Source organism: Cupriavidus basilensis (assembly GCF_029335485.1).
Taxonomy (GTDB): domain Bacteria; phylum Pseudomonadota; class Gammaproteobacteria; order Burkholderiales; family Burkholderiaceae; genus Cupriavidus; species Cupriavidus basilensis_E.
Genome location: NZ_JARJLM010000012.1, coordinates 14,196 through 34,667 on the forward strand (window position 1 = coordinate 14,196; position 20,472 = coordinate 34,667).

The following is a 20,472-nucleotide window of genomic DNA, read 5'->3' on the forward strand; positions in this document are numbered from 1 at the left end:
GCCACGCTTAAGAGTAGGCCGGAACCATGCACTGCTTGTGTTCGACGTGATACTCGAACTCTTTCCAGTAGTGCTTGAGCATGCCGCGGACCGGCATCGCTGCCGCATCGCCGAGCGCGCAGATGGTGCGGCCCATGATGTTTTCAGCGACGTTATTGAGCAGGTCCAGGTCTTCCTGGCGCCCTTCTCCGTGTTCGATACGATTCACCATGCGATAGAGCCAGCCGGTGCCTTCGCGGCACGGCGTGCACTGCCCGCACGATTCTTCAAAGTAGAAATACGACAGGCGCAGCAGCGAGCGAACCATGCAGCGCGTTTCGTCCATCACGATCACCGCGCCCGAACCCAGCATCGAGCCGGCCTTGGCAATCGAGTCGTAGTCCATGTCGGACGCCATCATCAGGTCGCCCGGCACCACCGGCGCGGACGAGCCGCCCGGGATCACTGCCTTGATGCGCTTGCCGCCGCGCATGCCGCCGGCGAGCTCCAGCAGGGTCGCGAACGGCGTGCCCAGCGGGATCTCGTAATTGCCGGGACGCTCGATGTCGCCGGAAATCGAGAAGATCTTGGAGCCGCCGTTGTTCGGCTTGCCCATCTTCAGGTAGTTTTCCGGACCGATCGCCAGCAGGAACGGCACCGCGGCAAACGTCTCGGTGTTGTTGATGGTGGTCGGCTTGCCGTACAGGCCGAAGCTGGCCGGGAACGGCGGCTTGAAGCGCGGCTGGCCTTTCTTGCCTTCCAGCGATTCGAGCAGCGCGGTTTCCTCGCCACAGATGTAGGCGCCGTAGCCGTGGTGCGCGTGCAGCTGGAAGTTGAAGCCCGAATCCAGGATGTTGTCGCCCAGGAAGCCGGCTGCGCGCGCCTCTTCGAGCGCCTGCTCGAAGATCTTGTATTCGTTCCAGATCTCGCCGTGGATATAGTTGTAGCCCACGGTGATGCCCATCGCGTAAGCGCCGATGGCCATGCCTTCGATCAGCGCATGCGGGTTGTAGCGGATGATGTCGCGGTCCTTGAAGGTACCGGGCTCGCCCTCGTCGGTATTGCAGACCAGGTATTTCTGGCCGGGGAACTGACGCGGCATGAAGCTCCACTTCAGGCCGGTCGGGAAGCCTGCGCCCCCGCGGCCGCGCAGGCCGGAGGCCTTGACGTCCGCGATCACCTGCTCGGGCGTGATCTTCTCGGTCAGGATGCGCTTGAGCTGCTGATAGCCACCGCGCTTGACGTAGTCTTCGAGATGCCAGTTGCTGCCATCGAGGCCCGCCAGGATCAGCGGCTTGATGTGGCGGTCGTGCAGAGAGGTCATGTTACTTGTCCCCCTTGGCGGTGGCCTTGAGTTCGTCGACCAGCGCGTCCAGCTTGGCGTTGCTCATGTGGCTGCACATGCGGGTATTGTTGACGATCATCACCGGTGCGTCGCCGCAGGCGCCCATGCACTCGCCTTCCTTGAGGGTGAAGGTACCGCACGGGGTGGTTTCGTTGTAGCCGATGCCAAGCTTTTGCTTGAGGTAGTCGCCGGCCCGTTCGCCGCCGGACAGCGCGCACGGCAGGTTGGTGCAGACGGTCAGCTTGTACTTGCCGACCGGCTTGGTGTCGTACATGTTGTAGAAGGTTGCGACCTCCTCGACCCATACCGGCGGCATGTCGAGGTAGCTGGCAACGAACTGCATGACTTCCGGGGAGACCCAGCCCACTTCGCCCTGCGCCACGGCCAGCGCCGCCATCACGGCCGACTGCTTCTGGTCAGCCGGATACTTGGCGATCGCGCGATCGATTTCCTTGAGAGCTTCTGCTGATAGCATGGTCGTTGCTGTAATACGCCGAGTCATTTGCGGAACTGCACCGCCACATGGCGCGCATCCGCAGGTTTGCAGCCGTCGCTGCCGTTGCGGCCCGCATGTCGAAGCATGCTGGGCCCACCGCGGGTTTCCCGTGGCCGGACACCGTTGCTCCGGGTCCTTGCCAGGGGCGCCCGGATCGTCGTCCGGGGCCGGCGGTACTTGTTAGCGGTCGATCTCGCCGAAGACGATGTCCTGGGTACCGATGATCGTTACCGCGTCCGCAATCATGTGGCCCTTGGCCATTTCATCCAGGGCGGCCAGATGGGCAAAGCCCGGGGCCCGGATCTTCAGGCGATACGGCTTGTTCGCGCCGTCGGAGATCGCATAGATGCCGAACTCGCCCTTCGGGTGCTCCACCGCCGCGTAGCTCTCGCCTTCCGGCACGTGAATGCCTTCGGTGAAGAGCTTGAAGTGGTGGATCAGCTCTTCCATGTTCGACTTCATGTCCACGCGCGACGGCGGCGCCACCTTGTGGTTGTCGCTCATCACCGGGCCCGGGTTGCGGCGCAGCCAGTCGACGCATTGCCTGATGATGCTGTTGGACTGCCGCATTTCCTCGACACGTACCAGGTAGCGGGCATAGCAATCGCCGCCCACGCCAACCGGCACCTGGAAGTCCATGCGCTCATAGACTTCGTAGGGCTGCTTCTTGCGCAGATCCCACTCGATGCCCGAGCCGCGCAGCATCGGGCCGGTAAAGCCCATCTGCAGCGCGCGTTCCGGGCTTACCACGCCGATGCCCACCAGACGCTGTTTCCAGATCCGGTTGTCCGTCAGCAGCGTCTCGTATTCGTCGACGTACTTCGGGAAGCGATTGGTGAAGTCCTCGATGAAATCGAGCAGCGAACCCGAACGCGCCTCGTTCATGGCCTTGATGGCGCGCTCGTTGTGGATCTTGGACGCCTTGTATTGCGGCATCGTGTCCGGCAGGTCGCGATACACGCCGCCCGGACGGTAGTAGGCCGCGTGCATGCGCGCGCCCGACACCGCCTCGTACATGTCGAACATGTCCTCGCGTTCGCGAAAGGCGTACAGGAACACCGCCATGGCGCCAACGTCCAGCGCGTGCGAGCCGATCCACATCAGGTGGTTCAGCAGGCGCGTGATTTCGTCGAACATCACGCGGATGTATTGCGCGCGGATCGGCACTTCGAGACCGAGCATCTTCTCGATGGCCATCACATAAGCATGCTCGTTGACCATCATCGACACGTAGTCGAGGCGGTCCATATACGGCACGCTCTGGATCCAGGTCTTCTGCTCGGCCAGCTTTTCGGTGGCACGGTGCAGCAGGCCGATATGCGGGTCGGCGCGCTGGATGACTTCGCCGTCAAGCTCCAGCACCAGGCGCAGCACGCCGTGTGCCGCCGGGTGCTGCGGGCCGAAGTTAAGGGTGTAGTTCTTGATGTCTGCCATTGCGCGTTCTCAGTGCTGCAAGCCGCCGTAATTCTCTTCGCGGATGACGCGCGGCGTTACCTCGCGCGGCTCGATCGTGACGGGCTGGTAGATCACCCGCTTCTGTTCGGGGTCGTAGCGCATCTCGACGTAGCCCGATACCGGGAAATCCTTGCGGAACGGATGGCCGACGAAACCATAGTCGGTCAGCAGGCGGCGCAGGTCGTTATGGCCTTCGAATACGATGCCGTAGAAATCGAAGGCTTCACGCTCGAACCAGTTGGCCGAGTTCCAGACCTCGTTCAGCGAGGGCACCACGGGCACATCGTCGTCCGGCGCGAACACGCGCAAGCGCACGCGCCAGTTATGCGTCACCGACAGCAGGTGCGTCACGGCGGCAAAACGGGGACCTTGCCAGGCGCCATCGCCATAGGAGGAATAGTCGACGCCGCACACATCGATCAGCTGCTCGAAACGCAGCGTGGGATCGTCGCGCAGCATCAGCGCGGTTTCCAGCGAGTCCTCGGCCTTGACGATAAGGGTAATCTCGCCTAGCGCCTCCACCAGTTTCTGGATACGCTTGCCCAGTACCTTTTCGAGCGCGGCCTTCAGAGTATCGAGATTCGACATGTCAGCCCTTGCGCGCGATGGTGTTGGTGCGACGGATCTTGTTCTGCAGCTGGATGATGCCGTAGATCAGCGCTTCCGCCGTCGGGGGGCAGCCAGGCACATAGATATCCACCGGCACGATACGATCGCAGCCACGCACCACTGAATACGAGTAGTGATAGTAGCCACCGCCATTCGCGCAGGAACCCATCGAGATCACCCAGCGCGGCTCCGCCATCTGGTCATAGACCTTGCGCAGCGCGGGGGCCATCTTGTTGCACAGCGTGCCGGCCACGATCATCACGTCCGACTGGCGCGGCGACGGGCGGAAAATCACGCCGAAGCGGTCCATGTCGTAGCGCGCGGCGCCGGCATGCATCATTTCCACAGCACAGCACGCCAGGCCAAAGGTCATCGGCCAGAGCGACCCGGTGCGGGTCCAGTTGATCAGCTTGTCAGCGGTAGTCGTGACGAAGCCTTCATTGAGAACGCCTTCGATTGCCATATCACATCACTCCCAATCGAGCGCGCCCTTTTTCCAGATGTAGACGAAGCCCACGATGAATTCCAGCAGAAACACGCCCATGGCGAAGAAACCCTGCCAGCCGATATCCCGCAGGGCTACACCCCAGGGAAACAGGAAGGCGGTTTCGAGATCGAACAGGATAAACAGGATAGCGATGAGGTAGTAGCGCACGTCGAACTTCATGCGCGCGTCCTCGAACGCTTCGAAGCCGCACTCGTACGGAGAGAGCTTCGCGGAATCAGGTTTGTTGGGACCGAGAATTCGGCCGATCGACATCAGTGCAATGCCGAGCACGACACCGAAGATGATGAAGATGAGGACGGGGAAGTAGGCTTCGAGATTCAAGGTACGGCCAGCCTTATCTGGAATGTTGTCAACAGCACCAGCGGAAAGCGGCGTCCTGTTGCCCACCCCAAGCGCCATTCCGTAGAAATTACGACGCCGCCTTGCGGACTGGCCGGGCTACCGATCCGGGATGGACTCCGGACAGGTAACCCGATCAAGTTGTTTGGTGCCGACGGCGAGACTCGAACTCGCACAGCTTTCGCCACTACCCCCTCAAGATAGCGTGTCTACCAATTTCACCACGTCGGCTGGGGGAGAAACAATATTGCCTGGCGCTGGGCTTTAAGGGCCCAGGGTTTTTACACCCTTCGGAACTCTTGCGGGGAGGTCTTTTTCCCTGCTGGAGCCCCGTCGCTGGGGGATCGTTTCAAGCCTTGTATTCTAACTGAAAATTCTTGTTTTGTTCAATGCACAACAACAAAAAACTTCAAGAATCCGTCACAAGGCTGCTTGATTATTTCGGTACGGCAGGCGCCGACGGGGCCGAAGCCGCGACGGCCGAAGCTGCAGGCGCCGAAGCCCCTGCCACCGCCGGTGCAACCTGGGGCGCCGCGCCCATCACGCCCAGCGAAGCCGTCGGGCGATAATTGCCCAGCATCGTCAGGCTCAGCGTGCAGATGAAGAACAGCGTCGCCAGCACAGCCGTGGTACGCGACAGGAAGTTGGCCGAGCCGGTGGCGCCGAACAGGCTGCCCGAAGCACCTGAGCCAAACGCCGCACCGACATCGGCGCCCTTGCCATGCTGCAGCAGCACCAGGCCGATCACGCCGAGCGCGGACAGTACCTGCGCCACTACCAACAAAGTTTTGAAAATTGCCATTTGGTTCGATTCGCTTGCCTGATCAGACCCGATGAGCGGCCGGCATTCAGGCGTTGCCGATCGCGAGGAAATCGTCCGACTTCAGTGAGGCGCCTCCGATGAGACCCCCGTCGATGTCGGGCATGGAAAACAGTTCTGCCGCATTGTCCGGCTTGACGCTGCCGCCGTACAACATGGCCATGCGCCCGGCGACGCCGGCATCGCGCGCCGCCACCTGGCCGCGCAGGAAGGCGTGCACGGCCTGCGCCTGCTCGCTGCTGGCGGTCTTGCCGGTGCCGATCGCCCACACCGGCTCATAGGCCAGCACGATTTGCCCGAGCTGCTCGAGCGAGAGGGCCTCGAGCACGGCACCAAGCTGGCGGCCGACCACAGCCTCGGTTTGGCCAGCCTCGCGCTGCGCCAGGGTCTCCCCCACGCACACCACAGGCACGATGCCGAACTCGAGCGCACGCAGCGCCTTGGCCGCCACCGTGGCGTCGGTTTCGCCGTGGTAGCTGCGGCGCTCGGAATGGCCAACCAGGACGTACGATACGCCGAACTCGGCCAGCATGGACGCGGCCACCTCGCCGGTGAAAGCGCCACGCGCCTCTGCGGACACATCCTGCGCACCCCAGGCCACATTGGAAGCAGCCAGCAACGACTGGCACTGCGCCAGGTAAGGGAACGGCGCGCACACCGCAAGGCGGGCACGTGCCGGTACAGCCTTGATACCTTCCAGCAAGGCCGTATTGGCGGCCAGGCTGCCGTGCATCTTCCAGTTGCCGATGACGAGCTTTTGTCTCACAGGACGCCCCTCTCAATCAAACCGGCTATTGTAGCGCGGGCCAAGGCCCTACGCCACCGAAGCGCCCTGAAATCGGCCCGGGAGCGCCAGCGCCAGACCGCGCCCCGCCCTCCCGCGCATCGGGACAAGGCGTGCCCGCCCTCGCCATCCACCCTCCCGGCTTACCAGGTCAGGACAATCTTGCCGATATGCTCGCTCGACTCCATCAGGCGATGGGCATCGGCGGCCTGCGCGGCGGGAAAGGTCTGGTGGATCACCGGCTTGATCTTGCCCGCGGCCAGCAGCGGCCACACATGCTGATGCAGCGCCTGCGCGATCTGGCCCTTGAACGACACCGGGCGCGGGCGCAGCGTCGAGCCGGTCACGCTGATGCGCCGGCGCAGGATATCGCCCAGCGGGATTTCGGCCTTGGCGCCGCCCAGCAGCGCGATGATCACAATGCGGCCGTCGTCGGCCACGCAGCCAAGTTCGCGTGCCAGGTACGGGCCAGCCACCATGTCGAGGATGACGTCGGCGCCGCGGCCGCCGGTCAGGGCCTTGACCTCGGCCACGAAGTCCTCGGTCTTGTAGTTGATGGCGCGGTCGGCACCCAGTGCTTCGCAGGCACGGCATTTGTCGGCGCTGCCGGCAGTCACGAAGACCTTGTGGCCCAGCGCCTTGGCGATCTGGATGGCGGTCGTGCCGATGCCGCTGGAGCCGCCCTGGATCAGCAGGGTTTCATCCTTGCCCAACGGGCCGCGGCCCAGGTAGCCACGGTCGAACACATTGCTCCACACGGTAAAGAAGGTTTCCGGCAAGGCCGCCGCTTCGATATCGGACAAGCCGTCGGGCACCGGCAGGCATTGCGCCACCGGCGCCACGCACAGCTCGGCGTATCCGCCGCCCTGCACCAGCGCGCAAACGCGATCGCCGGGCTTGAGGCCGAAGCGATTGTCGGCATGCGCCAGATCGCCCCCGACCACCACGCCGGCCACTTCCAGGCCCGGCAGGTCGGAGGCACCAGGCGGCACCGGATAGTTGCCGGTGCGCTGGAACACGTCGGGACGGTTCACGCCGGAGGCGGCGACGCGAATCAGGATTTCGCCGGCCTTGGCGACGGGATCGGGACGCTGCGCCGGTTGCAGGACTTCAGGGGCGCCGTATTCGCGGATTTCGATGGCTTGCATTGCTGCTCCTTGCTTTGCGCATGCGGCGGGCTCGCGCACGCATGGCGGGGGATCAATCTGCGCATCCGCCGCGCTGGGGGCCGGTCGGCCGTGCTGCGCGGGGCGGGACTGGCGGCAGTGTAAACAAAAAAACGGCTGGACATCGCCAGCCGCTTTCCTTGCCACGGATACTGCGAAACGCTTACTGCTGTTGCTGGTCCGCCGAAGGCGCCGCCGGGGCAGCAGGCGCTGCCGGCGCTGCCGGTGCTTCGCTGGTGTTGGCGATCTGGCTGATGCTACCGCCCTCTTCGGCCAGCGCGGCCTTCAGGGACAGGCGCAGGCGGCCCTTCTCGTCAGCCTGGATCAGCTTCACGCGAACCTGCTGGCCTTCCTTGAGCCAGTCCTTGATGTCCTTGACGCGCTCGTTGACGATCTCGGAGATGTGCAGCAGGCCGTCCTTGCCCGGCAGGATGTTGACGATGGCGCCAAAATCCAGCAGCTTCAGCACGGTGCCGGCGTAGATCTTGCCCACTTCGGCTTCCGCGGTGATGCCTTCGATGCGGCGCTTGGCTTCGGCCATGCCTTCGGTCGAGGTCGAGGCGATGGTGATGGTGCCGTCTTCCTGGATGTCGATGGTGGTGCCGGTTTCCTTGGTCAGCGCCTGGATGGTCGAGCCGCCCTTGCCGATCACTTCGCGGATCTTGTCCGGATGGATCTTCATGGTGATCATGCGCGGTGCGTGCTCCGACAGCTCGGTGCGCGCGTGTCCCATCGCGTCCTGCATCTTGCCCAGGATATGCAGGCGGCCTTCCTTGGCTTGCGCCAGCGCGACTTGCATGATTTCCTTGGTGATGCCCTGGACCTTGATGTCCATCTGCAGCGCGGTGATGCCGGCGTCGGTGCCGGCCACCTTGAAGTCCATGTCGCCGAGGTGGTCCTCATCGCCCAGGATGTCGGTCAGCACGGCGAACTTGTTGCCTTCCAGGATCAGGCCCATGGCCACGCCGGCCACATGCGCCTTGATCGGAACGCCGGCGTCCATCAGTGCCAGGCAGCCGCCGCAAACCGATGCCATCGACGACGAGCCGTTGGATTCGGTGATCTCGGACACCAGGCGAATGGTATAGGCGAATTCGTCGTCCTTCGGCAGGACCGGGATCAGCGCGCGCTTGGCCAGGCGGCCGTGGCCGATTTCGCGGCGCTTGGGGCTGCCCACGCGGCCGGTTTCGCCGGTGGCGAACGGAGGCATGTTGTAGTGGAGCATGAAGCGGTCGCGGTATTCGCCGGCGAGCGCGTCGATGATCTGCTCGTCGCCCTTGGTGCCCAGTGTGGCAACCACCAGCGCCTGGGTCTCGCCACGGGTGAAGATGGCCGAGCCATGGGCGCGCGGCAGCACCGACGAGCGGATCTCGATCGGGCGCACGGTGCGGGTGTCGCGGCCATCGATGCGCGGCTCGCCCGACAGCACCTGGCTGCGCACGATCTTGGCTTCGATGTCGAACAGCACGTTGCCCACTTCGACCTTGTCGGCTTCCACGCCGGCCTCGGCCAGCTGCGCCGTCACGGCTGCGTAGACTTCCTTCAGCTTCTGGCTGCGGGCCGACTTCTGGCGCAGCTGGTAGGCGTCCTGCAGCAGCGGCTCGGCGATCTCGCCGATCTTGGCGATCAGCGCTTCATTCTTCGGTGCCGCGGTCCAGTCCCACTCCGGCTTGCCGCCGTCGCGCACCAGGTCATGGATGGCGTTGATGGCGGTCTGCATCTGCTCGTGGCCATAGACCACGGCGCCCAGCATCACGTCTTCCGACAGCTGGCGGGCTTCCGATTCCACCATCAGCACGGCGCGCTCGGTACCGGCAACCACCAGGTCCAGTTCAGACGTGGCGATCTGCGAGCGGGTCGGGTTCAGCAGGTACTGGCCGTCCTTGTAGCCGACGCGGGCAGCGCCCACCGGGCCGCTGAACGGGATGCCCGACACTGCCAGGGCAGCCGAGGCGCCAATCAGGGCGGGGATGTCGGCCGGCACTTCCGGGTTCAGCGACAGCACGTGGATCACCACCTGCACGTCGTTGTAGAAGCCTTCCGGGAACAGAGGGCGCAGCGGGCGGTCGATCAGGCGCGAGGTCAGCGTCTCGTTTTCCGACGGGCGGCCTTCACGCTTGAAGAAGCCACCGGGGATCTTGCCGGCAGCGTAGGTCTTCTCGATATAGTCGACGGTCAGCGGGAAGAAGTCCTGGCCGGCCTTGGGCGACTTGGCGGCCACCACGGTGGCCAGCACCACGGTGTCTTCCACGTCGACGATCACGGCACCGCCAGCCTGGCGGGCGATTTCGCCGGTTTCCAGGCGCACCTTGTGCTGACCCCACTGGAATTCCTTGACGATCTTGTTGAACATGGTCATGAGCGTTCCTTTTGTTCGTGCTTGCACGCTTGTGCAACGCCCGCGTTAGCAGCCGCGGGCGAACTGCCGGATGCGCGCCGGTCGCAGTTACAGGGAAGTGCTATGCCATTCCAGCGCGGTACCTGACAGCTGATACCTGGCACCCGCCTGGGCGGATACCGCGCTGGAATGACACAAAGCCCCGTTTCCTTGTCCGACTCCGGTATGGATTAACGGTAAACAGCTAAAAAAAGCTAAAGAACAAACTAACTTACTCCGTTGCACGTCTTGGCGCAACGTGTGCCCGACCCGGGGTCATGACACCATCAAGTGAAACAAAAATCACTTGCAACAGCGCCGGACTTCAAACGGACGGCGGCCGGACCTGCGGCATTCCAGCCGCGAAATTCATCCGCAAAAACAAAATGCCTGCATCAGCGGGGCTGACGCAGGCATTAGTGGCTCACGCGAAGGCGTGCAGTGCATCCATTCGTGCTGCCATCCGGACGATCCTGGCTGCTTACTTACGCAGGCCGAGCTTCTCGATCAGCGAACGATAACGGTCGGCGTCGTTGGCCTTGAGGTAGTCCAGCAGGCGGCGACGACGGCTCACCATGCGCAGCAAACCGCGGCGGCTGTGGTGATCCTTCATGTTGGCCTTGAAGTGGGGGGTCAGTTCGTTGATGCGCGTGGTCAGCAGGGCGACCTGGACTTCGGGGCTGCCCGTGTCGTTGGCGGCGCGTGCGAACTGCTTGATGACTTCGGTTTTGCTGCTGGTTTGGGCTTCTGCCATGGTGATTTCCTTTTCACTTGCGAACGCTACAGCGCGGAATGTGCCGTATGCGTCGTGCCTTTGCGTTTTTCAGGCATTTGCCGCGACCGCACCGGATGCCTGGGCAGGCGGCTGGCTACGACAAGCGGGCGATTATAGCGGAAAACGGAAGCGGGATGGGATTGCGGCGAGCGACAATACGGTATCCGGCTCGAACCCCGATACGCGGCTCGCCGGATATGCCGCTTGGCCGACACCCGGGTTTCATGGCCATGGCTTAGCCCCCTCCCGGCGCCGCGCAGGCGTGCGCTACGCCCCGGGCCGCGTCAGGGCCCGGGGCCAAGGGAATATGGTCAGGCCGAGGCCGCCTGCGTGCCGTCCCACAGCATGGGCAGCACCACGCCCGCCGGCCCGCGCAGCACGATGTCGGCGGTCTGGTCCAGCGCCGAAGGCTCGGGATTGACCACAATGACGTGCGCGCCGTGGTCCTTGGCTATGCCGGGCAGCCCGGCTGCCGGGTAGACCAGGCCAGAGGTGCCCACCACCAGGCAGAGGTCGGCCGTCTCGGCCGCATGCTCGGCACGATAGCGCGCCACGCGCGGCAGCGCTTCGCCGAACCACACCACGCCCGGGCGCATCATGGCGCCGCAAGCGGAACAGCGCGGCGGCACGCCGGGCACGGCCGCGGCCGGATCGCAACGGCCACAGCCATCCAGCCATTTATCGGCGAACAGGTTGCCGTGCAGTTCGATCACGTCGCGGCTGCCTGCGCGCTGGTGCAGGCCATCGACGTTTTGCGTGACCAGGGTAAGGGGCTTCTGCGCAGACAGCGACGCAAGGGCCACGTGCGCGGGATTCGGATGGGTCGCCGCCACCAGTGCGCGCCGGTGCTGGTACCACTCCCATACCAGCGCGGGCTGGCGCCGGTAGGCATCTTCCTGCGCCAGTTCCTCGGGGTTGAAGCGCGACCACAGGCCGGTCATGGCATCGCGGAAGGTCGGCACGCCGGATTCGGCGGAGACGCCCGCCCCGGTCAGCACCATGATATTCCCGGCCGCGGCGATCAGCCGGCGCGAGGCCGACAGCGCCTGCGCGTCGATTTCCGCCTTCATGGGACCATTCCCGGGATCAGCGCGGCAGGCGGCGCTGGCGTACCGCTTCGTACAGGCACACGCCGCTGGCAACGGAGACATTGAGGCTTTCCACGCCGCCAGCCATCGGGATGCCGACCAGCTCGTCGCAGGTTTCGCGGGTGAGACGGCGCATGCCCTCGCCTTCGGCGCCCATGACCAGGGCCATCGGGCCCTTGAGGTCGACGTCGTACAGCGTTTTCTCGGTGCCGTCGGCGGTGCCGATCACCCAGATGCCGCGCTCCTGCAACTCGCGCAGGGTGCGCGCCAGGTTGGTGACGGTGATGTAGGGGACGGTTTCCGCGGCGCCGCTGGCGACCTTGGCCACCGTGGTGTTGAGACCGACGCTGCGGTCCTTGGGAGCGATCACGGCATGCGCGCCGGCGCCGTCGGCCACGCGCAGGCAGGCGCCCAGGTTATGCGGGTCGGTGACGCCGTCCAGCACCAGCAGCAAGGGCGTGCCCTCGATGCCATCCAGCAGTTCGTCGAGATTGAGGGCCAGCGCCACGTCTTCGGCGCGGGCGACCACGCCCTGGTGGCGGTCGGTGCCGGCCATGCCGCGCAGGCGCTCGGCGTCCACCGGGTGCAAGCGCACCTTGAGGCTTTCGGCAAGGCGGATGAAGTCCTGCATGCGGCGGTCACGCCGTGCGGATTCTACATAGACATCGGTGACGCCGGCGGCGTCCTGGCGCAGGCGCGCGGTGACGGCGTGAAAGCCGATCAGGAGTTTTTGTTTAGCCATGGCGGGATTGTACCTTCCCGCCAGCGCTTGCCCGGAAGTCGGAGCCGGTGCCGGAGCGCGTTATTGCCGCCCCGGCACCGGCCGCGCCATCAGCGCTTGCGCGAGGCGCGGCTGCTCTTGCCGGCCGGCTTGCCGCCGCCCTTGTGCGCCGGGGCGAGATGCTGCGGCTTGGGCTTGGCGGCGCGCTTGGCCGGCTTGCCGCTGGCCTTGGCACCCTGCCCCACGCGTGACTTCACCGGCGTGATGACGGCTTCGAACACCGGCTGCTCTTCGATCACGCGGTCCAGCGTTTCGTCGAACGATTCTTCCGGCTTGGAGCTGCCGCCGAGCAGCGCGGCCAGCTGGCGGCCCTTCTTGCGCGCGGGCACGGCATGCGCTGCAGGCACGCGCGGCGCCACCTCCGAGGTGGGCGCGCGGCCGCGCAGGTTCTTGGCCGACGGCTCCTGCACCAGGCGGAAGTCGATCTTGCGGGCGTCCAGGTCCACGCGCGAGACCTGCACGCGGACGCGGTCGGTCAGGCGGTAGCGGATGCCGGTGCGTTCGCCGCGCAGTTCGTTGCGCGCCTCGTCGTACTGGAAGTAGTCGCTGCCCAGCTCGGTGACGTGGACCAGGCCTTCGACATACAGCTCGTCGAGCTGCACGAAGATGCCAAACGAGGTAACCGAGCTGATGGTGCCCGAATACTCGCTGCCGAGCTTGTCGCGCATGAAGTAGCACTTGAGCCAGGCTTCGACATCGCGCGAGGCTTCGTCGGCGCGGCGCTCGTTGGCCGAGCAGTGCAGACCGAGTTCGTCCCAGATGGCCTCGTTGCGCTTGGCGCGCGCGGCGGTCTGTTCCGCCTTGGCCGCGGCGTCCTTGGCCTGCAGGCGGCGCGCCTTGGGCGCGATCGCCGTGTTCAGCGCAGTACCCGGGGCAAACGCCGGCACGTACTTGGTATGCGCCAGCACAGCCTTGATCGCGCGGTGCACCAGCAAGTCCGGATAGCGTCGGATCGGGCTGGTGAAGTGGGCGTAGGCCTCGTAGGACAGGCCGAAGTGGCCGATATTGTCCGGGCTGTAGACCGCCTGCTGCATCGAGCGCAGCAGCATGGTCTGCAGCATCGGCGCATCCGGACGGCTCTTGATCTTGTCCATCACGTCGGCATAGTCGGCTGCCTGCGGCTTGTCGCCGCCGCCCAGCGAAAGACCGACGGTGCGCAGGAACTCGCGCAGGTTCTTCAGCTTCTCTTCGCTCGGGCCGGCATGGATCCGGTACAGCGTGGGATGCTTGAAGCGCTCGAGGAAGTCGGCCGCGCAGACGTTGGCGGCCAGCATGCACTCCTCGATCAGGCGGTGCGCGTCGTTGCGGGTGCGCGGCAGGATCTGCTCGATCTTGCCCTGCGCATTGCAGACGATATAGGTCTCGGTGGTGTCGAAATCGATGGCGCCACGCTCGCGGCGCGACTTCAGCAGGACCTGGAACAGTTCGTACAGATTCTGCAGGTGCGGCACCAGGTCGGCGCGCTTGTGCGCCTCCGGGCCCTTGGTGTTCGAGAGCACCGACCAGACCTCGTTATAGGTCAGGCGCGCCGCCGAATGCATCACGGCGGGATAGAACTGATAAGCCTTGAGCTCGCCCTTGGCGGTGATCACTGCGTCGCACACCATGCACAGGCGGTCGACCTGCGGGTTCAGCGAGCACAGCCCGTTGGAGAGTTTCTCCGGCAGCATCGGGATGACACGCCGCGGGAAGTACACCGAAGTGGCGCGATCCAGCGCATCGGCGTCGAGCGGGGTGCCCGGGCGCACGTAGTGCGACACATCGGCAATCGCCACCACCAGGCGCCAGCCCTTGGCACGGCCAATCTTGACGGGCTCGCAATAGACCGCGTCGTCGAAGTCGCGCGCGTCTTCGCCGTCGATGGTCACCAGCGGCACGTCGCGCAGGTCGATGCGGTGTTCCAGGTCGGCTTCGCGCACCGTGTCCGGCAGCGCGACGGCCTCCTTGGCGCAGGCATCCGAGAAGGCATGCGGCACGCCGTACTTGCGCACCGCGATCTCGATCTCCATGCCGGGATCGTCGATATCGCCCAGCACTTCGACCACGCGGCCCACCGGCTGCACGTAGCGATCGGGGTAGTCGATGATCTCGACGCTGACCACCTGCCCCACCACCGCCTTGCCTTGCGCCTTGGGCGGGATCAGGATGTCCTGGCTGATGCGCTTGTCTTCCGGCGCCACCACCAGCACGCCGCCTTCGCTGAGCAGGCGGCCGATCACGTAGCGGTTGGCGCGCTCGATGATCTCGACGATCTGCCCTTCCGGCCGGCCGCGCCGGTCGTAGCCGATCACGCGCACCTGGGCACGGTCGTTATGCATGGCCTTCTGCAGCTCACGCTCCGGCAGGAAGATGTCGTCGTCGCCATCGTCGCGGATCAGGAAGCCGAAACCGTCGCGGTGGCCCTGCACCCGGCCGACCACGAAGTTGGGCTGGTGGGCCAGCTCGTAGCGGCCCTTGCGATTGAGTTCGATCTGCCCGTCGCGCTCCATGGCGGCGAGGCGTTTCTGGAAACCGTCGTGCTCCTTGCGCGTGACGGCGAGCGACTTGGCGATATCGCCCGCCGACAGCGGCGACCCGGACGTCCTCAGGACGCCGAGGATTTCTTCCCGACTAGGGATCGGATAGTTATTCTGATTCAATTTTTTCTAGAAATAATTTGACAAACGTTTTGCGGTCGCTATAATGAGCGCTTCGGTTGTTTCGACGCCCGCCCAGGTGGCGAAATTGGTAGACGCACTAGGTTCAGGTCCTAGCGGTGGCAACACTGTGGAGGTTCGAGTCCTCTCCTGGGCACCAGATCAAACGGGAAACCCGCAGCGCTTTCGAGCCCTGCGGGTTTTTTGTTTTCCGGCGTCTGAACTGACAACTTGCACTCCCGATTCGATATTGGCGCGACTGCGCGACTAAATGAAAACTGGCGGCGGCAACCGCCGCTCCGGCACATGGGAACCACTCCCATCCGCCGCCCCACCCGCTCGGGTGGCCCCCGACCACGCGGCCCTGGCGCTCACACGAGCTACCGGGACCCGGGCCAGACTGCGCCGACTGCTGCGCTGCGGGTGAGTGTATCAGCTTCAGTGGCGATCCCGGCATTCTTCCGCCTGTTAAACGCTTGAATGTCGCGTTTTCCAACGTTTTCCGGCACGAACCGCACTATTCCTGCGGCCCATTGCGATACCGGCACCGCACCTTGCCCGCACAGCGGCTTGACAGGCACACCGATCTGTAACTAAGATAGTTTCATATTTTCTTCCCAACCATGAGCAACAGCCGATTCGCCGTCGCCGTCCATATCCTGACCCTGCTGGCCAGTGCCGATACGCCTTTGCCGTCGTCGCTGATTGCTGGCAGCGTGGGCACCAATCCGGCCCTGATCCGCCGGATGGTCGGGCAACTGGCCGAGGCCGGCCTGGTGAGCACCATGATGGGCAGCAACGGCGGCGCCTCGCTGGCGCGTGCTGCGGCATCGATCACCCTGCTGGACGTGTTCCGCGCGGTGGAATCGACCGCCCTGATCGCCCTGCACCACAGCGCCCCCAACCCGGCCTGCATGGTGGGAAGGGAAATCACCGGCGCGCTGAAGCAGGCCGCCGACCGCGCCCAGGCCGCGATGGACGGGGCGCTGGCCGGAATTACGATAGCCGGCATGCTTGCGGACGTGGAGCAGGCCGCGCAGCGCCACAAGCGCTGAATTTTTTTAACCCGATATGTAACCATGGCGGTTTCATATCGATATGATGCCCGTGCCATGCGCGGGCTTGACTATGCTGTCATCACCTTTCGGTGAAGCAAGCTGATCCAGGCAACCAAGCAAGGAGTTGAGCATGAAGATCGCAATCATTGGCGCCACCGGGCGCGTTGGCACCCGCCTCATCGATGAAGCACTGCGCCGTGGCCACACCGTCACCGCCATCGCGCGCCAGGCCGGCAAGCTGCCCGCGCAGCCGGGCCTGAGCACGCGTAACGCCGATGTCGCCGACACCAAGGCGCTGGCCACCGCCCTCGCCGGCCACGACGTGGCGATCAGCACGGTGCGCTTCCTGCAGGCCAGCGCAGAGCAGATCGGCGGCGCGGTCAAGGCGGCGGCGGTGCCTCGCCTGCTGGTGGTCGGCGGCGCCGGCAGCCTTTACGTGGCCCCTGGCGTGCAGCTCGTCGACACGCCGCAGTTCCCGGAAGCCTACAAGGCGGAGGCGCTGGCCGGCCGCGACTTCCTCAACGCGCTGCGCACCGAGGCAGGCCTCGACTGGACCTTCCTCTCTCCCGCCGCGCTGTTCGAGCCGGGCACCCGCACCGGTGCCTACCGCGCGGGCGAGGAAACGCTGCTGTCGGACGCCAGCGGCAAGAGCTGGATCTCGATGGAAGACTACGCCATCGCCCTGATCGACGAAGTGGAAAAGCCAGCGCACTCGCGTGAGCGCTACACGGTAGCGTACTGAGCCTCGACGAAAAAAAGGGCGGCAAACCGCCGCCCCGCTTCGTCACCGGGACCGTCCCGCGCAGCGCGGGGCGGTCGCTTGCGGAATCAGCCTTGAACGCTGCCGCCAGCGGCGTGCTTGCCGCGCTTGAGCCAGGCCGACAGGTTGTGCGGACGCAGGGTATCGAATTCCTCGAAGGGCTGGTGAATCCAGGGGTTGGTCGGCAGGAAGGTGACGTGGTAGTCGGGCTTGACCTTGGAGCAGGCCTTGTACCACAGCACCGAGGAGCGGACTTCCGTCACGGCGGGATAGCGCTCCTGCAGATGGCGGCCCACGCGCTCCAGCGTGACGCCCGAATCCACCAGGTCGTCGACCAGCAGGATCTTGCCGGAGAGGTCGCCCTTGGTCATGGTGATGTACTGCGCGATGTCGAGGTCGCCTTGCTGGGTGCCGGCTGCCTCGCGATAGCTGCTGGTGGCGAGAATGGCGAGCGGCACGTCGAAGATGCGGGACATCTGGTCGCCCACGCGCAGGCCACCGCGCGCCAGGCACAGGATCTTGTCGAACTTCCAGCCGGACTCATGGACGGTCAGCGCAAGGCGCGCGATCAGGCTGTGATATTCGTCCCATGAAACCCACAGGTTCTCGTCGTCGTTCGATGGCAGGGTCATATTTTTCAGCGCTTCGGCTTGAGGCTTGAGGTCTGTCGACCGATAAAGTTTCGGCCCGCTTGCGCGGGCCGATTTGCTCTTGTGCTTTCGCAGCCTGTCTGCGGGCACCGCCTTGCAGCGGCGCCGCGCCCTCGCGGGCTCAGGCGTCGTCAGGCCACGTACGGGTGACGCAGCAGGATGGTTTCGTCGCGGTCGGGGCCGGTCGAGATCATGTCGATCGGGATTCCGACCACTTCCTCGACGCGCTTGAGGTAGGTGCGCGCCTGTTCCGGCAGCGCATCCCAGGCCTTCACGCCGAAGGTGGATTCGTTCCAGCCGGGGAATTCCTCGTACACCGGCACGCAGCGCGCCACGGCATCCGAGCCGCGCGGCAGGATGTCGACGGTCTTGCCGTCCAGTTCGTAACCCACGCACAGCTTGAGGGTTTCGAGGCCGTCGAGCACGTCGAGCTTGGTCATGCAAAGGCCCGACACGCCATTGATCTGCACCGAGCGCTTGAGCGCGGCGGCATCGAGCCAGCCGGTGCGGCGCGGACGGCCGGTCACAGAACCGAATTCCTTGCCGACATTGGCCAGGCGCACGCCGATGGGATCCTGGCGCTTGGGATTGTCGTTATCGTACAGCTCGCTGGGGAACGGGCCCGAACCCACACGGGTGCAGTAGGCCTTGGTGATGCCCAGGATGTAGTTCAGGCGGCCCGGGCCAACACCGGCACCCGCGGCGGCGGCACCGGCCACGCAGTTGCTCGAGGTGACGAAGGGATAAGTGCCGTGGTCGACGTCGAGCAGCGTGCCTTGCGCACCTTCGAACATCAGGTTGTCGCCCGCGGCGTTGACGGCATACAGCTCGGCGGACACGTCCGCCACCATCGGCGCCAGGCGCGGCGCGAAAGCCAGCATCTCGTCCAGGGTCGTCTGGAAATCGACCGCTTCCGCACCCAGGTACTGGGTCAGCATGAAGTTATGCAGGTCGAGGTTCTCACGCAGCTTTTCGGCGAAGGCATTGGGATCGAACAGGTCCTGCACGCGCAGCGCGCGGCGGGCCACCTTGTCTTCGTAGGCGGGACCGATGCCGCGGCCGGTGGTGCCGATCTTGTCGGCGCCACGGCGCGCTTCGCGGGCCTTGTCGATGGCGACGTGGTACGGCAGGATCAGCGTGGCTGCTTCGGAAATGCGCAGGCGGTTCTGCACCTGCAGGCCGGCGGTTTCCAGTTCCTCGATCTCGCGGAAGAGCGCCTCGGGCGACAGCACCACGCCGTTGCCGATGTAGCAGACCGTGCCGGCACGCATGATGCCCGACGGGATCAGGCGCAGGATGGTCTTCTTGCCGCCGATGATGAGCGTGTGGCCAGCGTTGTGGCCGCCCTGGAACCGCACCACGCCCTTTGCATGATCGGTAAGCCAATCGACGATTTTACCTTTGCCTTCGTCACCCCATTGGGTGCCGATCACGACGACATTGCGTCCCTGGCTTACTGCAGAAGCGGACATGTTGATTTTGGTCAGTGGGTTAAAAACGTATTTTACTCTCGTTGCCGGTCAACTCCCCGATTTTGGGGAGATCGGCCTGCAATGCGGGGGAATTCCGCGGCCCGGCGTTGATGCTCAGGCCCCGGCGCTGCGCGGGATTACCGTCCAGCCACCATCCTCGCGCACCAGTTGGCGGTCGCAGTTGAACTCGTCGAGCTGATGCGTATGTCCCGGCAGGGACTGGATCACGATCTCGCCGGCCGCGCGCAGCGCGGTGATCGCCGCGCGGAGCGCGGGATCCGCATCCCACGGGGCAAAGATGGCGAATGCGCGCACCTCGAGCGGGGACAGCGCCGCAACTTCGCGCAGATCCAGCGAGAACCCGGTGGCCGGCCGCGCGCGGCCAAAGGCCTCGCCGACCTTGTCGTAGCGGCCGCCGCGCGCCACGTAGTTGGGCAGGCCTGCCACATAAGCAGTAAACATCACACCGCTGTGGTAGTGGTAGCCGCGCAGGTCCGACAGGTCGATATTGACGCTCGCCCCGCTCACTTCCGCCGCCAGCGCCGCCAGTTCGTCCAGCGCGCGGCCGATGGCCGGGCTCGCAGGCAGCGTGGCGCGGGCGCGCTCGATCACCTCCACGCCGCCGTAAAGCGTGGGCAGGGCACGCAGCGCATCGCGCTCGGCCTCGGGCATGCCCTCGGTCAGCTCGCGCAGCGCGGAAACATCCTTGGTTTCCAGCGCGGCGAACAAGACGTCCTCGATCTTGCGGCTGGACGGCAGGCCATCCAGCAGCGCCTCCAGGATGCCCGCGTGGCACAGATCGAGGCGGATCTCGGCCAGTCCCGCAGCCTGCAGCGCGGCCAGCATCAGGGCCTGGATCTCCACGTCGGCCTCGAGGCCCGCGTGGCCATAGATTTCGGCGCCGACCTGGAGCGGCTCGCGGGTCGCGCGAAAGCCGGCCGGCCGGGCGTGCAGCACATTGCCTGCATAGCACAGCCGGGTCACGCCCGAACGGTTCAGCAAGTGGGCGTCGATACGGGCGACCTGGGGCGTGATATCGGCGCGCAGCCCCATGGTGCGGCCGGAGAGCTGATCCACCAGCTTGAGGGTGCGCAGGTCGAGGTCGTGCCCGGTACCGGTCAGCAGCGATTCCAGGTATTCCAGCATCGGCGGCATGACCAGCTCGTAGCCGTAGGTGCGGAACAGGTCCAGCATGCGGCGGCGCAGCTCTTCGATCTTGCGGGCCTCCGACGGCAGCACGTCGGCAATGTTTTCGGGCAGAAGCCAGTGGTTGGACATGGTAAATCTCTTCACGTCATACGGTTGCCGGGTGCCCTGCGGCCCCCGTTGATTTCGATCCCGCCCCCCTGCCCCGCCGGGCTCAGGAGACGGCTG

The 20,472-nt window shown here is 65.1% G+C and carries 19 protein-coding genes and 2 tRNA genes; 3 read left to right on the forward strand and 18 right to left on the reverse strand.

Features of this window, described 5'->3' with window-relative positions; translation table 11 throughout:
- Positions 1–7: 7 nt before the first annotated feature.
- From nuoF to rnr, 15 genes are all read right to left on the reverse strand, one after another.
- The gene (nuoF, locus tag P3W85_RS00820; RefSeq protein ID WP_017228184.1) at positions 8–1,303 is read right to left on the reverse strand and encodes an NADH-quinone oxidoreductase subunit NuoF; all 1,296 of its coding nucleotides are present in this window, start codon (positions 1,301–1,303) and stop codon (positions 8–10) included.
- 1 nt (position 1,304) lies between these two features.
- The gene (gene nuoE, locus P3W85_RS00825) at positions 1,305–1,799 is read right to left on the reverse strand and encodes an NADH-quinone oxidoreductase subunit NuoE (RefSeq protein WP_017228183.1); all 495 of its coding nucleotides are present in this window, start codon (positions 1,797–1,799) and stop codon (positions 1,305–1,307) included.
- Between the two features lie 201 nt (positions 1,800–2,000).
- Positions 2,001–3,254, reverse strand: coding sequence for an NADH-quinone oxidoreductase subunit D (locus tag P3W85_RS00830; RefSeq protein ID WP_017228182.1), 1,254 nt, complete (start codon positions 3,252–3,254; stop codon positions 2,001–2,003).
- 9 nt (positions 3,255–3,263) lie between these two features.
- Positions 3,264–3,863 (reverse strand): NADH-quinone oxidoreductase subunit C, encoded by a 600-nt coding sequence (locus P3W85_RS00835; RefSeq protein WP_017228181.1) that lies wholly within the window; start codon positions 3,861–3,863, stop codon positions 3,264–3,266.
- Position 3,864: 1 nt separating this feature from the next.
- Positions 3,865–4,347, reverse strand: coding sequence for a NuoB/complex I 20 kDa subunit family protein (locus P3W85_RS00840; RefSeq protein WP_006156837.1), 483 nt, complete (start codon positions 4,345–4,347; stop codon positions 3,865–3,867).
- Between the two features lie 6 nt (positions 4,348–4,353).
- The gene (locus P3W85_RS00845; protein WP_017228180.1) at positions 4,354–4,713 is read right to left on the reverse strand and encodes an NADH-quinone oxidoreductase subunit A; all 360 of its coding nucleotides are present in this window, start codon (positions 4,711–4,713) and stop codon (positions 4,354–4,356) included.
- Positions 4,714–4,877: 164 nt separating this feature from the next.
- Positions 4,878–4,962: transfer RNA gene (locus P3W85_RS00850), tRNA-Leu, on the reverse strand.
- Between the two features lie 205 nt (positions 4,963–5,167).
- Positions 5,168–5,533, reverse strand: a complete 366-nt coding sequence (gene secG / locus P3W85_RS00855; protein WP_276263374.1) for a preprotein translocase subunit SecG — start codon at positions 5,531–5,533, stop codon at positions 5,168–5,170.
- 46 nt (positions 5,534–5,579) lie between these two features.
- Positions 5,580–6,317: a triose-phosphate isomerase gene (tpiA, locus tag P3W85_RS00860; RefSeq protein ID WP_276263375.1), complete on the reverse strand. Its 738-nt coding sequence runs from the start codon at positions 6,315–6,317 to the stop codon at positions 5,580–5,582.
- A gap of 161 nt (positions 6,318–6,478) precedes the next feature.
- Positions 6,479–7,483: an NAD(P)H-quinone oxidoreductase gene (locus P3W85_RS00865; protein WP_017228177.1), complete on the reverse strand. Its 1,005-nt coding sequence runs from the start codon at positions 7,481–7,483 to the stop codon at positions 6,479–6,481.
- A 181-nt stretch (positions 7,484–7,664) separates the two neighbouring features.
- The gene (pnp, locus tag P3W85_RS00870) at positions 7,665–9,860 is read right to left on the reverse strand and encodes a polyribonucleotide nucleotidyltransferase (RefSeq protein WP_276263376.1); all 2,196 of its coding nucleotides are present in this window, start codon (positions 9,858–9,860) and stop codon (positions 7,665–7,667) included.
- Between the two features lie 499 nt (positions 9,861–10,359).
- Complete coding sequence (gene rpsO / locus P3W85_RS00875) at positions 10,360–10,632, reverse strand: 30S ribosomal protein S15 (RefSeq protein ID WP_017228176.1); 273 nt, start codon at positions 10,630–10,632, stop codon at positions 10,360–10,362.
- 332 nt (positions 10,633–10,964) lie between these two features.
- On the reverse strand, positions 10,965–11,723 hold the full coding sequence (locus P3W85_RS00880) for an SIR2 family NAD-dependent protein deacylase (RefSeq protein ID WP_276263377.1): 759 nt from the start codon (positions 11,721–11,723) through the stop codon (positions 10,965–10,967).
- Positions 11,724–11,739: 16 nt separating this feature from the next.
- Positions 11,740–12,483 (reverse strand): 23S rRNA (guanosine(2251)-2'-O)-methyltransferase RlmB, encoded by a 744-nt coding sequence (rlmB, locus tag P3W85_RS00885; RefSeq protein WP_017228174.1) that lies wholly within the window; start codon positions 12,481–12,483, stop codon positions 11,740–11,742.
- An 89-nt stretch (positions 12,484–12,572) separates the two neighbouring features.
- Positions 12,573–15,161, reverse strand: coding sequence for a ribonuclease R (gene rnr / locus P3W85_RS00890; protein WP_276263378.1), 2,589 nt, complete (start codon positions 15,159–15,161; stop codon positions 12,573–12,575).
- 70 nt (positions 15,162–15,231) lie between these two features.
- Between rnr and P3W85_RS00895 the strand changes: the two genes are divergently transcribed.
- The 3 genes from P3W85_RS00895 (at position 15,232) to P3W85_RS00905 (ending at position 16,958) form a co-directional block, all read left to right on the forward strand.
- Positions 15,232–15,318, forward strand: a tRNA-Leu gene (locus tag P3W85_RS00895).
- Between the two features lie 463 nt (positions 15,319–15,781).
- A complete protein-coding gene (locus P3W85_RS00900) occupies positions 15,782–16,213 on the forward strand; it encodes an Rrf2 family transcriptional regulator (protein ID WP_017231375.1) in 432 nt (143 codons plus the stop codon).
- A 133-nt stretch (positions 16,214–16,346) separates the two neighbouring features.
- Positions 16,347–16,958 carry an NAD(P)-dependent oxidoreductase gene (locus tag P3W85_RS00905; protein WP_276263379.1) on the forward strand — a complete coding sequence of 204 codons (612 nt, stop codon included), beginning with the start codon at positions 16,347–16,349 and terminating at the stop codon, positions 16,956–16,958.
- Positions 16,959–17,044: 86 nt separating this feature from the next.
- On the opposite strand, the gene P3W85_RS00910 is transcribed toward P3W85_RS00905, so the two are convergent.
- The 3 genes from P3W85_RS00910 to P3W85_RS00920 form a co-directional block, all read right to left on the reverse strand.
- Positions 17,045–17,608, reverse strand: coding sequence for a phosphoribosyltransferase (locus tag P3W85_RS00910; RefSeq protein WP_017231377.1), 564 nt, complete (start codon positions 17,606–17,608; stop codon positions 17,045–17,047).
- Between the two features lie 149 nt (positions 17,609–17,757).
- Positions 17,758–19,098 (reverse strand): adenylosuccinate synthase, encoded by a 1,341-nt coding sequence (locus tag P3W85_RS00915; protein ID WP_276263380.1) that lies wholly within the window; start codon positions 19,096–19,098, stop codon positions 17,758–17,760.
- A gap of 114 nt (positions 19,099–19,212) precedes the next feature.
- The gene (locus tag P3W85_RS00920; protein ID WP_276263381.1) at positions 19,213–20,376 is read right to left on the reverse strand and encodes an ATP phosphoribosyltransferase regulatory subunit; all 1,164 of its coding nucleotides are present in this window, start codon (positions 20,374–20,376) and stop codon (positions 19,213–19,215) included.
- Positions 20,377–20,472: the final 96 nt, after the last annotated feature.

Coding starts and splice junctions, on each gene's coding strand:
- nuoF (WP_017228184.1), bottom strand. CDS start 1,303: ATGACCTCTCTGCACGACCGCCACATCAAGCCGCTGATCCTGGCGGGC.
- nuoE (WP_017228183.1), bottom strand. CDS start 1,799: ATGCTATCAGCAGAAGCTCTCAAGGAAATCGATCGCGCGATCGCCAAG.
- P3W85_RS00830 (WP_017228182.1), bottom strand. CDS start 3,254: ATGGCAGACATCAAGAACTACACCCTTAACTTCGGCCCGCAGCACCCG.
- P3W85_RS00835 (WP_017228181.1), bottom strand. CDS start 3,863: ATGTCGAATCTCGATACTCTGAAGGCCGCGCTCGAAAAGGTACTGGGC.
- P3W85_RS00840 (WP_006156837.1), bottom strand. CDS start 4,347: ATGGCAATCGAAGGCGTTCTCAATGAAGGCTTCGTCACGACTACCGCT.
- secG (WP_276263374.1), bottom strand. CDS start 5,533: ATGGCAATTTTCAAAACTTTGTTGGTAGTGGCGCAGGTACTGTCCGCG.
- P3W85_RS00865 (WP_017228177.1), bottom strand. CDS start 7,483: ATGCAAGCCATCGAAATCCGCGAATACGGCGCCCCTGAAGTCCTGCAA.
- pnp (WP_276263376.1), bottom strand. CDS start 9,860: ATGACCATGTTCAACAAGATCGTCAAGGAATTCCAGTGGGGTCAGCAC.
- rpsO (WP_017228176.1), bottom strand. CDS start 10,632: ATGGCAGAAGCCCAAACCAGCAGCAAAACCGAAGTCATCAAGCAGTTC.
- P3W85_RS00880 (WP_276263377.1), bottom strand. CDS start 11,723: ATGAAGGCGGAAATCGACGCGCAGGCGCTGTCGGCCTCGCGCCGGCTG.
- rlmB (WP_017228174.1), bottom strand. CDS start 12,483: ATGGCTAAACAAAAACTCCTGATCGGCTTTCACGCCGTCACCGCGCGC.
- P3W85_RS00900 (WP_017231375.1), top strand. CDS start 15,782: ATGAGCAACAGCCGATTCGCCGTCGCCGTCCATATCCTGACCCTGCTG.
- P3W85_RS00905 (WP_276263379.1), top strand. CDS start 16,347: ATGAAGATCGCAATCATTGGCGCCACCGGGCGCGTTGGCACCCGCCTC.
- P3W85_RS00910 (WP_017231377.1), bottom strand. CDS start 17,608: ATGACCCTGCCATCGAACGACGACGAGAACCTGTGGGTTTCATGGGAC.
- P3W85_RS00915 (WP_276263380.1), bottom strand. CDS start 19,098: ATGTCCGCTTCTGCAGTAAGCCAGGGACGCAATGTCGTCGTGATCGGC.
- P3W85_RS00920 (WP_276263381.1), bottom strand. CDS start 20,376: ATGTCCAACCACTGGCTTCTGCCCGAAAACATTGCCGACGTGCTGCCG.